The organism is Streptomyces sp. CB02261 (genome assembly GCF_001905665.1).
In the GTDB taxonomy this organism is placed as follows: domain Bacteria; phylum Actinomycetota; class Actinomycetes; order Streptomycetales; family Streptomycetaceae; genus Streptomyces.
In genome coordinates, this window is sequence record NZ_LIVX01000008.1 from 215,225 (window position 1) to 232,168 (window position 16,944).

Annotated in this window: 3 protein-coding genes; all 3 read right to left on the reverse strand. The window is 74.2% G+C overall.

Features of this window, described 5'->3' with window-relative positions:
- Positions 1-67: 67 nt before the first annotated feature.
- The 3 genes from AMK29_RS26195 to sbnA are packed head-to-tail and all read right to left on the reverse strand — an operon-like array spanning position 68 to position 16,919.
- Entirely contained in the window at positions 68-889 is an 822-nt protein-coding gene (locus tag AMK29_RS26195; protein ID WP_107422696.1) for an ABC transporter permease, read from the reverse strand.
- Entirely contained in the window at positions 883-15,837 is a 14,955-nt protein-coding gene (locus AMK29_RS26200; protein ID WP_073817627.1) for a non-ribosomal peptide synthetase, read from the reverse strand. Before AMK29_RS26200 ends, AMK29_RS26195 begins: the two co-directional genes overlap by 7 nt.
- Entirely contained in the window at positions 15,837-16,919 is a 1,083-nt protein-coding gene (sbnA, locus tag AMK29_RS26205) for a 2,3-diaminopropionate biosynthesis protein SbnA (RefSeq protein WP_073817629.1), read from the reverse strand. Before sbnA ends, AMK29_RS26200 begins: the two co-directional genes overlap by 1 nt.
- Positions 16,920-16,944: the final 25 nt, after the last annotated feature.

Genomic DNA, 16,944 nt, shown 5'->3' on the forward strand with positions numbered 1-16,944 from the left:
GGGGCGGTGTGGAGCGGTGGTGCAAGGGGTCGGGGGGCCGCGGCGCGCGGGCGCCGCGGCCCCGGTCTCAGGATGCCGCCGTGCGGAAGCGGCGGAGGCTGAACAGCACGGTGAGGACGAAGACGGCGCCCAGGGAGATGGCGACGGCGAGGGAGGCGTGCTCGCCCGGGAAGCTCCCGCCGGTGGCGGTGGGGTTGCCCCACAGCTCGCGGGTCCAGGTGACCACGGCGCTGACCGGGTTCCAGTCGGCGACCGGGCGCAGCCAGGCCGGGAGCCGGTCGACGGACTGGAAGGCGTTGGACAGGAACGAGAGGAGGACGGTGACCAGGCCCGCGACCACGTTGATCGTCTCCATGTTGCGGGAGAACAGGCCGAGGAGGACACCGACCCAGAGCATGGCGTACATGAACACGGCGAGCAGGACGAAGCCGGCGAGCACGGGGAGCGGCCCGCGTTCGGGCCGCCAGCCGAAGAGCACGCCGATGCCCGTGACGACGGCGAGCCCGATGAGTCCGACGGCCAGGTCGCCGAGGGTGTGGCCGAGGAGGATGGAGGGGCGGGCGATCGGCAGGCTGCGGAACCGGTCCACGAGTCCGCCTCGCAGGTCGGCGGCGACGGCGACCGCGGTGGGGCCGATCCCGGCGAGCCCGACCTGGGCGGCCACGCCCGCGAACATGTACGTCTGGTAGTCGGATCCGCCCGTCACCGACAGCGACCCCTGGAAGAGGTAGCCGAGGACGATCATCGAGACGAGCGGGTTCATGATGATGCCGACGAGGCGGCCGGGGGCCCGGCGGAGCCGGTTCAGTCTCCGGCCCGCGACGGCGAGGGACTCCACGGCCAGCGCGATGGGCGGCGCGGGCCTGCGAACCTGGGTGAGGGTCACCACGCCCGGTCACCGCCCGTCGCCCGGTCGCCGGCCGCGTCGGGCCGCGCGGCGTCGAGCCGCGCGAGGGCGGCGTCGACGGCGCGGCCGACGACGGCCTGGGGGCCGGGGTGCATCAGGTACTCGTGGCCGCAGTCGACCGGGTGGATCCGGAGGTGTCCGTCCACGTGGGGCTCCCATCGTCGGGTCTGGTCGGCCAGTTGTTCCGCCGTCCATTCGCGGGTGGCGGTGAAGAGGTGCATGTCGCCGGTGAACCGGCCGGCGGTGAACCGTTCCATGAGGTCCCCGTGGGTCCGGGAGAGGCGCAGCAGCCTCGGGATGCCCCGCTCGCCCAGTTCGGCGAGCGGATGGTTCTCCCGCCGCAGGACGTCGTGGAGCACGGCCGGGGTGAGCGGGCGGTCGTCGAAGGCGGCCCGGCTGTGGCCGAGTGCTTCGAGGGCCCGCAGGAGCAGTTCCCTCTCGTCGTCCTCCTCGTCGCGTCCGGTGCTGCCGAGGTAGCCGTCGAGGTCGGCGAGGAAGTCGACCTCCTCGCCCGCCTGTTGCAGCTGGACGGCGATCTCGTGGGCGAGCACGCCGCCGTAGGACCAGCCGAGGAGGCGGTACGGGCCGTGCGGGCGGATCCGCCGGATGTGGCCGATGTACTCGGCGGCCACGGTCCGGAGGTCGTCCGGGATCGGGGCGGCGCCGCCGACGGCCGGTGACTGGAGGCCGTAGAGGGGGTGGCGCCGGTCGATGTGCCGGGCGAGTCCGACGTACGGGAGGCTGAAGCCGAGCCCGCTGTGCACGAGGAAGACGGGGGGCGCGTCGCCGCCCGGTCGGATGGGGAGCACGGTGGAGAAGGGGTCGAGGGTGTGCTCCCGGTCCGGTCCGGTCTTCTCGGCGCGGGTGGCGAGCGCGGCGACGGTGCGGTGCAGAACCACGTCGGCGACGCTGAGCCTCAGTCCGGCGGTCTGGGCCCGGCTGACCAGCCGGACGGCGAGGAGGGAGTGGCCGCCCAGCTCGAAGAAGCTGTCGTCGATGCCGACCCGTTCCAGTCCGAGGACCTGCGCGAACAGCGAGCACAGCACCTCCTCGACCGGATCCCGGGGCGCCCGCGAGGACACCACCGCACCCAGATCGGGCGCCGGCAACGCCTTCCGGTCCACCTTCCCGCTCGGCGTCAACGGCAGCGCGTCCAGGACCACCACCACCGGCACCATGTACTCCGGCAGCGACCGCCCCACGAACTCCCGCACCGCGCCCACGTCCACCGACGCACCCGCCGCCGGCACCACATAGCCGACCAGCACCGCACCACCAGGACCGTCGGAACGCGCCACCACCACCGCACGCCCCACCGACGCATGCCCCAGCAGCACCGCCTCCACCTCACCCGGCTCCACCCGGAACCCACGCACCTTCACCTGCGCGTCCGCACGCCCCAGGAACACCAGACGACCGTCAGCCGACCACCGCACCACATCACCCGTGCGATACATCCGCTCACCGGCCACCCCGAACGGGCACGCCACGAACCGCGAAGCCGTCAAACCCGCACGACCCACATAACCCCGAGCCACACCCGCACCCGACAGATACAACTCACCCGCCACACCCACCGGAACCGGCCGCAACCCACCGTCCAACACGAACACACCCGTGTTCCTGATGGGACGGCCGAGGGTCACGGGCTCGTCGGCGACGAGCCGGGTGGCGGTGGACCAGATGGTGGTCTCGGTCGGGCCGTAGAGGTTGGTCACCTCGGCGGCGTGCGCGGTCAGCGTCTCGGCGAGCGTGCCGGGCACGGCCTCGCCGCCGACGAGGACCCGTAGCCCGCGTACGGCTTCGGGCTCGCGCGTCACCAGTTCCTGCCACAGGGCGGGGGTCGCCTGCATGACGGTGACACCGGCCCGTTCGATGAGCGCGGTGAGGGCCTCGGGGTCGAGGACCACGCCGTCCTCGCCGACGACGACGCCGGCGCCGGACAGCAGCGGGACGTACACCTCAAGGCCGGCGATGTCGAAGGACCAGGTGGTGACGGCGAGGAGCCGGTCCCCGGCGTCCATCGGGAAGCGCTCGGCCATCGCGAGCAGGAAGTTCATCAGGTTCCGGTGCTCGATGGCCACGCCCTTCGGGCGCCCCGTGGAACCCGAGGTGTAGAGCACGTACGCCGCGTGGGCGGGGTGGAGCGGGGCGGCGCGTTCGGCGTCGTCGACGTCGGCGGCGTCGTGCGCGGCCACGGCCGCTGCGGTCCCGGGCTCGTCGAGGACGAGCCGGGGCACGCCCGGATCCGGGAGCCTGCCGGAGATCGCCGAGTCGGTGACCAGGAGGGCGGGCCGGGCGTCACCGAGGACCAGTTCGATCCGCTCGGCGGGGTACGCGGGGTCGACGGGCAGATACGCGGCGCCGGACTTGAGCACCGCGAGGAGGGCGACGACCATCTGCTCGGTGCGGGGCAGCGCGAGCGCCACCAGCCGCTCCGGGCCCGCGCCCAGGGCGATCAGCTGCCGCGCCAGACGGTTCGCCCGCGCGTTCAGTTCCCCGTACGACAGCTCCGTACCGCCGTACACGACCGCGACCGCCTCCGGCGACCGGGCCGCCTGCCGCTGGAACGCCTCGGGGAGGGTGACCGGCGGCAGCGGGCGGGCGGTGTCGTTCCACTCGGTGAGGATGCGGTGGCGTTCCTCGTCGGTGAGCAGTTCGATGCCGCTGACGGGGAGGTCGGGGTCGTCGGCGACCTGTTCCAGGAGGCGTACGAGACGCTCGGCGACCGAGGCCGCCGTCGACTCGTCGAACACGTCGTGGCTGAACTCCAGGAACCCGTCCAGACCGCCGGGCGTGCCGTCGTCGGCCTGCCGCTCCATGAGCGTGAGGGACAGGTCGAACTTGGCGGTGTCGGCGCCGACGGGCTCCGGTGCGACGGTCAGGCCGGGCAGGTGGAGGTCGGTGTGCTCGTTGTTCTGGAGGGAGAGCATGACCTGGAAGAGCGGGTTGCGGCCCATGGACCGCTCCGGGTCGAGGACCTCGACCAGGCGCTCGAAGGGCACGTCCTGGTTCTCGAACGCGCCGAGCGCGGTGTCGCGGGCGCGGTCGAGGAGTTCCCGGAAGGCCGGGTCTCCGGACACGTCGGTCCGCAGGACCAGGGTGTTCATGAAGCAGCCCACCAGCTCGTCCAGGGCGTCGTCGAGACGACCCGCCACCGGAGAGCCGATCGGCACGTCCTCCCCCGCCCCCAGCCGCGACAACAGCGCCGCAAGACCGGCCTGCAACACCATGAACACCGACGAACCCGACTCCCGCGCCAACCGCACCAGCGCACCATGAGCCCCCGCATCAAGCCGGAACGGAACCGTCCCACCCCGATGCGACATCACCGCCGGCCGCGCACGGTCGAACGGCAACGCCAACTCCTCCGGCATCCCCGCCAACCGCTCACGCCAGAACCCCAACTGCCGCGCCACCACACTCGACGCGTCCGACTCCACACCCAGCAACTCCCGCTGCCACACCGCGAAGTCCGCGTACTGCACGGGCAGCGCGGTCCACACCGGGGCCTGACCCGCGCACCGCGCCGTGTACGCACGCGACACGTCGTGGGTGAGCGGGGCGACGGACCAGCCGTCGGCCGCGATGTGGTGGACGACCAGGAGCAGCAGGTGCTCGTCGGGGGCGGTGCGGTACAGGTGGGCGCGGAGGGGGATCTCCGTCGTCAGGTCGAAACCACGGCCCGCGCGGGCCGCCGACACCGACACCGCGCCCGCGGCGTCCACCTCGGCCACCTCCAGACCCGGCCACACCTCCGCCGCGTCCAGCACCACCTGCCGCGGTTCCCCGTCCACCTCCGGGAACACCGTCCGCAGACTCTCGTGCCGCCCCACCACGTCCGCCAGCGCCGCATCCAGCGCCGCCACGTCCAGCGCACCCGACAACCGCACCGCGAAACGCATGTTGTACGCGGCGGACTCGGGGCCCTCCAGACGGTTGAGGAACCACAGCCGGCGCTGTGCCGAGGAGGTCGGCAGGGTGCCGGTGCGGGATACGGCGACGAGCGGGGGCCGGTCGCGCTCCCCTGAGCGGGCCCGGTCGGCGAGTGCGGCGACGGTGGGCGCCTCGAACACGTCCCTGATCGACAGGGACGTACCGAGGGCGGAGCGGGCCCGGCTGACGAGCCTGGTGGCGAGGAGGGAGTGGCCGCCCAGCTCGAAGAAGCTGTCGTCGATGCCGACCCGTTCCAGTCCGAGGACCTGCGCGAACAGCGAGCACAGCACCTCCTCGACCGGATCCCGGGGCGCCCGCGAGGACACCACCGCACCCAGATCGGGCGCCGGCAACGCCTTCCGGTCCACCTTCCCGCTCGGCGTCAACGGCAGCGCGTCCAGGACCACCACCACCGGCACCATGTACTCCGGCAGCGACCGCCCCACGAACTCCCGCACCGCGCCCACGTCCACCGACGCACCCGCCGCCGGCACCACATAGCCGACCAGCACCGCACCACCAGGACCGTCGGAACGCGCCACCACCACCGCACGCCCCACCGACGCATGCCCCAGCAGCACCGCCTCCACCTCACCCGGCTCCACCCGGAACCCACGCACCTTCACCTGCGCGTCCGCACGCCCCAGGAACACCAGACGACCGTCAGCCGACCACCGCACCACATCACCCGTGCGATACATCCGCTCACCGGCCACCCCGAACGGGCACGCCACGAACCGCGAAGCCGTCAAACCCGCACGACCCACATAACCCCGAGCCACACCCGCACCCGACAGATACAACTCACCCGCCACACCCACCGGAACCGGCCGCAACCCACCGTCCAACACGAACACACCCGTGTTCCTGATGGGACGGCCGATCAGGGTGGCCGTGCCGAGGGTGACGTCGTCGTGGGCGCCGTGGGTGGCGACCGCTCCGACCTCGGAGGCTCCGTAGAAGTTCACGAGGCGGGCGGAGGGCAGGCAGGTCCGGAACCGTTCCACGGTGGCGGCGGGCAGCTGCTCCCCGCTGCAGATCCAGACCGCGCAGCCGGCCATGCGCGGCAGTTCGCCGCTGTCGATGAAGGCGTCCAGGAGGCTGGGGACGACGGTCAGCCGGGCGCTGCCGTGCCGCACGACGGCGTCCGCGAGGTCGGGGACGCTGCGGGCGGTGTCGGCGTCGACCAGGACCGTCGACCCGCCGGACAGCAGCGGGGCGAGCAGTTCGGTGATGCCGTCGATGACGCTGACCGGCGACTTGGCGAGGACGGCGGCCGTGCGCTGCTCGGGGAACTCCTCGGCGAACCAGGTGAGCCGGTTGACGAGGGCCCGGTGCAGACCGGTGACGCCCTTCGGCCGGCCGGTGGAACCGGAGGTGTAGATAACGAAGGCGGGGTGGTCCGGCCCCAGGGGTCCGGTCCGCTCCCGGTCGGTCACGTCGGCGTCGGGCAGCTCCGCCCGCGCCGCCGCCGTGCCGGGGTCGTCGACCAGCAGGTGCGGCAGGTCCGTGTCCGGCAGGGTCCGGGCGGTCGGTCCGTCGGTGAGCAGCAGGGCCGGCCCGGCGTCGTCGAGCATGAGCGCGATCCGCTCCGCCGGGTAGGCCAGGTCGACGGGGAGGTAGGCGGCGCCGGACTTGAGCACCGCGAGGAGTCCGACGAGCATCTGCTCGGTGCGGGGCAGCGCGAGCGCCACCAGCCGCTCCGGGCCCGCGCCGAGTCCGATCAGCTGCCGGGCCAGACGGTTCGCCCGCGCGTTCAGCTCCCCGTACGACAGCTCCGTGCCGTCGAAGGTGACGGCGACCGCCTCGGGCGACCGGGCCGCCTGGGCCTCGAAGAGGGCGGGCACGGTGGTGTCGGTGCTGCGGCCGGTGGTGCCGCTCCACTCGGTGAGGATGCGGCCGCGCTCGGGAGCGGACAGCACCTCGATGCCGCTGACGGGGAGGTCGGGGTCGTCGGCGACCTGTTCCAGGAGGCGTACGAGACGCTCGGCGACCGAGGCCGCCGTCGACTCGTCGAACACGTCGTGGCTGAACTCCAGGAAGCCTTCCAGGCCGCCGGGCGTGCCGTCGTCGGCCTGCTGCTCGACGACGAAGAAGTTCAGGTCGAACTTGACCGAGTCGACGGCGGGCGGCTCGAACGCGGCTCGCACGCCGGGGAGTTCGAGGTGAGCGTGTTCGTTGTTCTGGAGCACCAGCATGACCTGGAAGAGCGGGTTGCGGCCCATGGACCGCACCGGGTCGAGGGCCTCGACCAGCTGCTCGAAGGGGACGTCCTGGTGGGCGTAGGCGGACAGGGAGGTCTCTCGGGCGCGGTCGAGGAGTTCCCGGAAGGCCGGGTCTCCGGACACGTCGGTCCGCAGGACCAGGGTGTTCATGAAGCAGCCCACCAGCTCGTCCAGGGCGTCGTCGAGACGACCCGCCACCGGCGAACCGATCGGCACGTCCTCCCCCGCGCCCAATCGCGACAACAGCGCCGCAAGACCGGCCTGCAACACCATGAACACCGACGAACCCGACTCCCGCGCCAACCGCACCAGCGCACCATGAGCCCCCGCATCAAGCCGGAACGGAACCGTCCCACCCCGATGCGACATCACCGCCGGCCGCGCACGGTCGAACGGCAACGCCAACTCCTCCGGCATCCCCGCCAACCGCTCACGCCAGAACCCCAACTGCCGCGCCACCACACTCGACGCGTCCGACTCCACACCCAGCAACTCCCGCTGCCACACCGCGAAGTCCGCGTACTGCACGGGGAGTGCCGACCATTCCGGCGCGCGGCCGGAGCACCGGGCCGCGTAGGCGCGCGACACGTCGCGGACGAGGGGGGCGACGGACCAGCCGTCCCAGGCGATGTGGTGGACGACGAGCTGGAGGAGCTGCTCGTCGGGGGCGGTGCGGTAGAGGTGGGCGCGGAGGGGGATCTCGGTGGTCAGGTCGAAACCACGGCCCGCGCGGGCCGCCGACACCGACACCGCGCCCGCGGCGTCCACCTCGGCCACCTCCAGACCCGCCCACACCTCCGCCGCGTCCAGGACCACCTGCCGCGGTTCCCCGTCCACCTCCGGGAACACCGTCCGCAGACTCTCGTGCCGCCCCACCACGTCCGCCAGCGCCGCATCCAGCGCCGCCACGTCCAGCGCACCCGACAACCGCACCGCGAAGGAGACGTTGTAGGCGGCCGACCCGGGGTCGAGCCGGTTGAGGAACCACAGCCGTGTCTGGGTGAAGGAGAGCGGCAGGTGCCCGCCGGCGTCCGGGCGGGGGGTGCGGGCCAGGGCGGGCCTGACCGTGTCGCCGGTGCCGAGGCGGGCGACGACGCCGGCCACGGTCCGCGCCTCGAAGAGGGTGCGGATCGGCAGCTCGACGTCGAGCGCCGACCTGGCGCGGCTCACCACCCGGGTGGCGAGGAGGGAGTGGCCGCCCAGCTCGAAGAAGTCGTCGTCGATGCCGACGTCGGTGATCTGGAGCAGTTCGGCGAAGATGCCGCAGAGGATCTCCTCGACCGGGGTGCGGGGACCGCGGCCGCGCCGGGTGCGGGTCTCCTCCGGGTCGGGCAGCGCCTTGCGGTCCAGCTTGCCCTGCGGGGTGAGCGGGAGTTCGTCGAGGCTCACGATCGCGGCGGGCACCATGTACTCGGGCAGGACGGCGGCGAGCGCGTCCCGCAGCGCGGCGGCGTCGACGCCTCCGGGCGTCGCGGGGACCACGTAGGCGACGAGCCGGTCCTCCTGGCCGGTGGCGCTCCGGACGACGGCCGCGGCCTGGCGGACCTCCGGGCGGGCGGCGAGTTCGGTCTCGATCTCGCCGAGTTCGACGCGGAAGCCGCGCAGCTGCACCTGGTCGTCGGCGCGGCCGACGTAGTGGAGCTGTCCGTCGGGGCGCCAGTTCGCCAGGTCGCCCGTGCGGTACATACGGGCGCCGGCGGGCCCGTAGGGGTCGGCCACGAACCGCTTCGCGGTGAGGGCGGGCCGGTCCTTGTAGCCGCGGGCGAGGTTGCCGCCGACGTACAGCTCACCGACGGCTCCGGCCGGGACCGGGCGGAGCGCGTCGTCGAGGACGTAGACGCGGTGGGCGGCGGTGGGGCGGCCGATCGGCGGGTGGCCGGCGGTCCCCAGCGGGTCGCTGACCGTGGAGGCCAGCACGGCCTCGGTGGGTCCGTAGCCGTTGAACATGCGGACCTGTCCGGCCCAGCGTTCCACGACGTGCGGCGGGCAGGCCTCGCCGGCGACGATCAGGGTGAGGTCGTCGGGGAGCCGGGAGCCCTCCGGCAGGGCGCCGACGACGACCGGCGGCAGCCCGGCCAGATTGACCCGGTGCCGGTGGAGCAGGTCGACGAGGGGCTTGCCGGGGACACGGCAGTCCTCGTCGGCGACGACGAGGGTGCCGCCGGCGAGCAGGGAGAGGCTGAGCTCCCACACGGAGGCGTCGAAGCTGAACGAGGCGAACTTCAGGACGCGGGCCCGGTGGTCGACGCCGAACTTCTCGACGAGGCTGGCCACCATGGCGGCGAATCCGGCGTGGTCGACGATGACGCCCTTGGGCCGGCCGGTGGAGCCCGAGGTGTAGATGACGTACGCGGGGTGCCGGGGGTCGAGGGCCGTGGGCCGGTCGGTGTCCTCGGGCGCGTGGTCGGGCAGCGCGGCGAGCGCGGCGGCCGTGTCCTCGCCGTCGAGCAGCAGGACGTCGCAGTCGGCCGCGGGCAGCCGGCCGGCCAGCTCCGTGGTGGTGACCAGGGTCGCCGGGCCGCTGTCGGAGAGCATGAACGCGATGCGGTCGGCGGGGTACTTGGGGTCGACGGGCAGGTAGGCGGCGCCCGCCTTGAGGACGGCGAGGAGGGCCGCGGTCATCTGCACCGGGTCGGGCAGGGCGAGGGCGACGGTCCGCTCGGGTCCGGCGCCCCGGGCGAGCAGCAGCCGGGCGAGCCGGTTGGCGCGCCGGTCCAGCTCGTCGTACGTGACCTCGGTGTCGCCGGAGACGAGGGCGACGGCGTCCGGGTGCTCGGCCACGCGGGACTGGAACAGGGCGGGGATGACGGGCCGGGGCGTGTCGTCGGCCCGGCCGCCCCACTCCTGGACGATCCGCCGGTGCTCGGCGGACTCGTCGAGGGTGAGCCGTCCGACGGGGGTGCCGGGGTGGGTGACGGCGGTGCCGACCACCTCGACCAGCTGCCGGAGCGTCTCCTCGACGGCGGACCGCTCGTGCGCGGAGGGCCGGTACTGGAGGGTGAGCGTGAGCCGGGGGCCGGGGTGGACGAGGACGGCGAGCCCGCGCTCGGCGGCGAGACGGGTGGTGCCGTCGCCCAGGCGCAGGGCGGGCACGAGCGCGTTCAGGGCGGTCAGGTCGGCGCGCGGCTGGTTCTGGAAGCTGAAGACCGTGTCGAAGAGGTCGCCGGCGCCCGCGAGCCGCTGCACCTCGCCCAGCCCGATGTGCTGGTGCTCCAGGAGGTCGGTCTGCTGGGCGTAGAGGCGTCGGACGAGGTCGGTGAACGGCTCCGCCGGGTCGAGGGTGACCCGCTGCGGGAGCATGTTCAGGAAGAGGCCGACCATGCCCTCGACGCCGGGCAGCTCCGGCGGGCGGGCCGAGGCGACGGTGCCGAAGACGAGATCGCCGCGTCCGGTGCGGCGGCCGAGGACCACGGCCCAGCAGGCCTGGAGGACCGTGTTGAGGGTGACGTTCCGCTCGCGGGCCCAGGAGGTGAGCCGTGCGGTGAGGTCCTCGGGCAGTTCGTGGACGAGGGATTCGGGCGGGCGGGAGCCTTCGGCGTGCTCGCCGGTGGACAGCAGGGTGGGTCCGGTGACTCCGGCGAGCGCGGTCCGCCAGGCGGCCCGGGCCGCCTCGGTGTCCTGGGCGGCGAGCCAGGTGAAGTAGTCGCGGTAGGGCGGCGCGGGCGGCAGGACGGAGGCGTCGCCGCCGGCGGCGTACAGGGTGAAGAGCTCACGGGCGAGGATCCCCATGGACCAGCCGTCCGCGAGGAGGTGGTGCAGGGTCCACAGCAGCCGGACGCGGTCACCGGGCAGGCGGATCGCGGTGAACCGCAGCAGCGGCGCGGTCGTCAGGTCGAAGCCCCGCTCCCAGTCGGCCTCGGTCAGCCGGGCCGACTCGGCGTCCCGTTCGGCCTCCGACGCCGTCCCGGTGAGGTCGACGTCGGTCCACGGAGCGCGGACCCGGCCGGCGACGTGCTGCACGGGCCGCGTGTCGGGCGCCGCCTCGGGGAAGCTCACCCGGAGTCCCGGGTGCCGGTCGAGGAGCGCGTCGGCGGCGGCGCGGAAGGCGTCGGTGTCGAAGGGGCCCTCGATGTCGAGGACGGTCTGGAGCAGGTAGCTGTCGGTGCCGTGGCGTTCCAGTTCGGCCTGGATGAGCAGGCCCTGCTGGAGCGGGGAGAGCGGCAGGATCTCGGCGCGGGGGCCGCGCGCGGCGGCCTCGGCGGCGTGCCCGGCGAGGGTCTCCAGGGCGCGGAACCAGGTGCGGGCGATGTCCTCCGCGGCGGCGTCGGGGAACAGGTCGCCCGCCCAGATCCAGTCCGCGACCAGGTGCGGTCCGTCGGCGCGGTCCTCGGTGACCGGGGTGACGGCGAGGACGTGCCGCAGCGGCATGCGGGGGTGGACGCCGGTGCCGATGACGGCGTCCTCGGTGACGAGGGACCAGTCGCCGCTGGGGGCGTCGGTCTGGAAGCGGCCGAGGTAGTTGAAGCCGATCTCGGGCACGCCGTGGCGGGCGAGCGCGGGGAGGGTCTGCGGGTTGAGGTGGCGCAGCAGACCGAAGCCGAGGCCGTGGTCGGGGAGTCGCCGCAGGCGGCTCCGGACGTCCTGGAGGGCGGTGCCGGCGGTCTCGCCGCCGGCCCACAGGTCGTCCCAGTCCACGCCGGGGCCGGGTCCGAGGAGGACGGGGTAGACGCTGGTGAACCAGCCGACGGTGCGCGACAGGTCGACGTCGTCGGTGAACTGCTCGCGGCCGTGGCCCTCCAGTTCGACCGTGGTGTCGGCAGGCTCGGCCCCGTTGCGGCGGCGCCAGTCGGCGACGGCCATGCCGAGGGCGGTGAGGAGCAGGTCGTTGATCTCGCCGTCGTGGATGCCGCGGACGCCGGCGAGGACGGCGGCGGTCGCGCGGGTGTCGAGTTCCAGGCGCAGGCGGTGGGCGGTGCCGTAGACGTCGCGCGAGGGGTCGAGCGGGCGGTCGCCGAGCGGTGCGGTGCCGGCGGCGAACTGTGCGTTCCACACGGGGAACTCGGCGACCCGGTCGGCGGTCCTGGCGTGGGCGCCCAGCCTGCTCGTCCACTCGCGGTACGAGGTGGGGACCGGGTCCGGGCTGTCGCCCGCGACGGCGCGGGCGAGGTCGGAGACGAGGACGCGCCAGGAGACGCCGTCGACGCACAGGTGGTGGGTGAGCCAGACGAGGCGGCCCGAGCGGCCGGGGCCGCGGTCGAGCAGGACGAGCTGGGTGACCTGGCCGGTGTCCGGGGAGAGCCGGGCGCGGGCGAGGTCGGTCTGCTCGCGGACGGCGTCGGCCAGGGCCCGGGGGTCGTCGGCGAGGGAGGACGCGTCGACGTGGCGGACGAGGTCGGCGGCGGTGACCGCGCCCGGCGGGAGCGCTTCGAGGGACCAGAGCCCCTCGACGGGGACCGTGAGCCGGGTGCGCAGGGCGGCGTGCCGGTCGACGAGGGCGTCGACGGCGGCGCGGAGGGCGTCGACGCCGAGTCCGGCCGGGGTGCGCAGGACGACGAACTGGCTGTACTCGCGAGAGCGTTCGTCGAGGGCGGCGAGGTCCTCGCGCAGCTGGTGGGCGATCGGGGCGAGTTCGATCTCGCCGGCGCCGTCCTGGGCGGGGCCGGCCGGGCGGGTGGGCCCGTCGGCGGGGGTGGCGGCGGCGACGGCGCGGGGGGTGCCGTGCTTGCGGATCAGCAGCGGGGTGACGGCGAGGCCGGCCTTGCGGGCGTGGCTGACCGCCTGGATGGCGGTGATGCTGTCGCCGCCGAGCTCGAAGAAGTTGTCGTCGGGGCCGGCGGGGACGCCGAGGACCTCCGTGAAGACGGCGCGGAGGATCTCCTCGCCGCGGGAGCGGGGCGTGGCCGGGTCGGGGGCGGTGCCCGCGCGGCCGGTCGGGGGCAGGGGCAGTGCCTTGCGGTCGACCTTGCCGTGGGCGGTCAGCGGCAGCGCGTCGAGGACGAGGAGGTGCTGCGGCACCATGTACGCGGGCAGGGTCGCCGCCAGGTGCGCGCGGAGCGCTCCGGTGTCGAGGGCGGTGTGCTCGCGGGGGACGCAGTGGCCGACGAGGTGCTTGCCGCCGGAGGCGTCGGCCGTGACCGTGACGACGGCGTCGGCGACGTCCTCGTGGCGGCGCAGGGCGGTCTCGATCTCGCCGAGTTCGATGCGGTGGCCGCGGATCTTCACCTGGTGGTCCCGCCGTTCGAGGAAGACGAGTTCGCCGTCGTCGTCCCAGTGGACGCGGTCACCGGTGCGGTACATACGGGTGCCGGCGGGACCGTACGGGTCGGGGACGAAGGTGCCCGCGGTGCGGGCCGGGTCGGCGAGGTAGCCGCGGCCGACGCCCGCGCCGGCGATGTACAGCTCGCCGGGGGTGCCGTGCGGGAGGGGCCGCAGGTCGTCGCCGAGGACGTACAGGCGGGTGTTGCGGACGGGGGCGCCGATGGGGACGGGCCGGTCGGAGGCCGGGGCGCGCACGATGCGGGCGTGGGTGACGTCGTCGGAGCACTCGGTGGGCCCGTAGGCGTTGACGAGGGGCGTCCCGGGGTGGCGGGCGAGCCAGCGGCGGCAGAGGTCGGCGGGCAGGGCCTCGCCGGTCACCATGAGGTGGCGCAGGCCCGGCAGGTCCACGCCGGCGCCGGTGAGGTCCCAGGCGTCGAGGGCGGCGCGCAGCAGGGACGGTACGACCTCGAGGACGGTGACGCCGTCGGCGGCGGCGAGCGCGAACAGGAGGTCGGGGTCGGCGGCGGTGTCCCGGCCGACGACGCGCACCCGGCCGCCGACGACGAGCGGGGTGAGCATCTGCCAGACGGAGATGTCGAAGGTGACGGGGGCGTTCTGGACGAGCGTGTCCCGCTCGGTCAGCGCCAGCTCGTCGACCTTGGCGAGCAGGTGGTTGGCCATGCCCGCGCGGTGCACCATGGCGCCCTTGGGCTGCCCGGTGGAGCCGGAGGTGAAGATCACGTAGGCGAGGTCGAGCGGTGCGCCGACGAGCGGCGCGAGGCCGTCCAGGGGGTCCTCGGCGCCGTCGGGGGTGACGATCCGCACGGGCCGTCCGGCGGCCGCGGCGGCCTGCTCGGCGAGGCGGCGGTGGGGCGCGTCCGCGATCAGGTGGTCGATGCCGTTGTCGGCGAGCAGGGCGGCGGTGCGCGCGACGGGCGCGTGCGTGTCGAGGGGTACGTAGGCGCCGCCGGCGCCGATGACGGCGAGCACCGAGGCCAGGTAGCCGGCGCCGGGGGTGGCGAGGATGCCGACGAGGCCCGTGCCGGGGAGGGTGCGGGAGAGCGCGGAGGCACGGGCGACGAGGGAGGCGTACGTGGTGCGGGCGTCGTCGTCCTCGACCGCGATCGCGTCGGGGCGGCGGGCGGCCTGCTCCCGGACGCGCTCGACGACGCAGGTGAGGTCGGCGGGGCGCTCGGGTCCCGAGGCGGTGCGCAGCCAGGCGGTGCGGCTCTCGGCCGTGGGGGCGTCAGCGAGGTCGCCGGGGATGTCCAGGCCGCCGACGCGCTCCTCGCCCGCGGCCTCGGCGAACCGTCCGACGAAGGCGGCGAGCCGGGCGAGGTGCCGGGCGGTCTCGGCGTCGCCGTAGCGGTCGGGGCTGCCGTTGAGGTGGATCTCGATGCCGTCGCCGGGTGTCTCGACGAGGGTGACCATCAAGTCGTCGACGAGGCCGGTGGACAGGTTGTGCACCTCGGCCGTGCACGGGCCGAGGTCGAGTCCGGTCTGCTGCGGCAGCAGGTTGACGAAGGGGCCGAAGGGGCGGCGGTCGTCGCTGCGCAGTCCCATGCCGCGGCGGATCGCGCTGACCCGGTGCCGCTGGTGCCGGAGGACCTGGGCGAGTTCCCGGGAGGTGAGCCGGAGCAGTTCCGCCTTGGTGAGGGTGGGGCGCACCGGTACGCGCAGGGGCAGGTAGTTGGCCATCATGCCGGGCACGGCCCGCTGGCGGGCGTTCATCCGGGCGGTGGCGGGCAGGGTGAGCAGCACGTCCTCGGTGCCGGACGCCCGCTGGGTGTAGAGGGCGACGGCGGCCATGGCCACGGTGGGCCAGGTGACGTCCGAGCGGCCGGCGGTGTCGCGCAGGGCTCGTACCGTCGCGTCGGGCAGGACGACGGAGTGGCGCAGGAACCCGCTGGGGTGTCCGGCGGCGGGGGGCCGGCGGGACAGTGTGACCGGTTCCGGCGGCTCGGGGAAGCGCCGCTGCCAGAACTCCGCGTCGCGGCGGGCGGCTGCCGACGCGCGGTAGGCGGTCTCGGCGTCGACCAGCTCGCGCAGGGGCGGCAGCGGGGTGCCGGGCGCGGTGCCGTCGGGGTCGGCGGCGTACAGCTCGGCGAGCCGGCGCCACAGGACCGTCTGGCTGAAGCCGTCGCACAGCAGGTGGTGCACGCACAGGTAGAAGAAGGCGCGGTCGGGGGCGACGGTGAGGACGGCGGTCCGCATCAGCGGGAAGTCGTCGAGGCCCATGGGGACGGCGAGGTCCCGCGCCATCCACTCCCGGGCGGCCTCGGCGGGGTCTTCCGCGTGCCGCAGGTCGAGTTCGGTCAGCGGCGGCTCGGGGAGCGGTTCGACGGTCTGCTGCGGTTCGCCGTCGCGGTCGGTGAAGCGGGCGCGCAGGCATTCGGCCTCGTCGACGAGCCGGCGGAGCGCGGTGCGGAAGCGGTCGGTGTCGAGCGGGCCCCGGATGTCCAGGTACCCGGCCGAGTTGTACGCGCTGCCGCGGCCCGCGGCCCGCGCGTCGAGCCAGATCTCCACCTGGCCCGCGGTGAGCGCCGGTCCGGCGCCCGGAGTCGATGTCATCACAGGCTCCCAGGGGAGGTCGGGCCGACCCGGACGGGATCGGCGGGATGGTGCGGGGTGGGCTGGGCGTGCGGGGGGCGGTGGCCGGGGGCCCTCGGGGCGGGCGACGGCGCGAAGGGGTCCTCGGTGAGGGTCTCCGGGCCGAACGCCTCGCCGACCCAGGCGTCGTCGTAGACGGTGTCGAGATACCGCTCGCCGAGGTCGGGGGCGATGGCGACGGCGGTCAGTCCGCCGGCGCCGGGGCGGTTCTCCCGCAGCCAGCGGACGGCGCCGCTGAGCACGGTGCCGGTGGAGCCGCCGAGCAGGAAGCCCTCGCGCAGCAGCGCCCGGCAGGCGCGCACGGTGTCCTTCTCGGGGACGATGACGACGTCGTCGAGGAGCGAGGCGTCCAGGAGGGCGGGCCGCACGCTCGTGCCCACGCCGGGGATGAGCCGGGGGGCGGGCTCGCCGCCGAAGTTGACCGAGCCGGCCGCGTCGACGGCGACGATGGTCACCGCCGGGTTGTGCTCGCGGAAGAAGCGGGCGCAGCCCATCAGGGTGCCGGTGGTGCCCGCGCCGACGAAGAGGACGTCCAGGTCCGGGAAGGCCTTCGCGATCTGCGGGGCGGTCGACTGGTAGTGCGCGGTCCAGTTGCCCGTGTTGGCGTACTGGTTGAGCCAGTGGTAGTCGTCGTGCTCCTCGCACAGTCGGCGGACCAGGTCGAGGCGCGCGCCGAGCAGCCCCCGTTCGGGGTGCGGCCGGGAGACCACGCGTACGTCGGCGCCGAGCCGCTGCATCAGCCTGCGGGACGCCTGGGTGCACCGTGAGTCGGTGATGCAGACGAACCGGTAGCCCCGGCTGACGGCGACCAGGCTGAGGGCCACCCCCAGGTTGCCGGACGAGCTTTCGACGATGGTCATTCCGGGGCGGAGCGCCCCGGCGCGCTCGGCGGACTCCACCATCTCGTTCGCGGCGCGGAGTTTGACCGATCCCGCGAAGTTGAAGCCCTCACATTTCAGGTAGAGGGGATATCCGGTGAGCCGCCGGACGTCGACGAAAAGGTCGTCGACGTCGAATTCCTGCGGCGTCGTGATGACTGGCATGCGTCTACTCCCGCCCGATGCGCGC

What these genes read in the sequence shown, in the direction of transcription:
- AMK29_RS26200 (WP_073817627.1), bottom strand. Translation starts at nt 15,837, where the DNA reads ATGACATCGACTCCGGGCGCCGGACCGGCGCTCACCGCGGGCCAGGTG.
- sbnA (WP_073817629.1), bottom strand. Translation starts at nt 16,919, where the DNA reads ATGCCAGTCATCACGACGCCGCAGGAATTCGACGTCGACGACCTTTTC.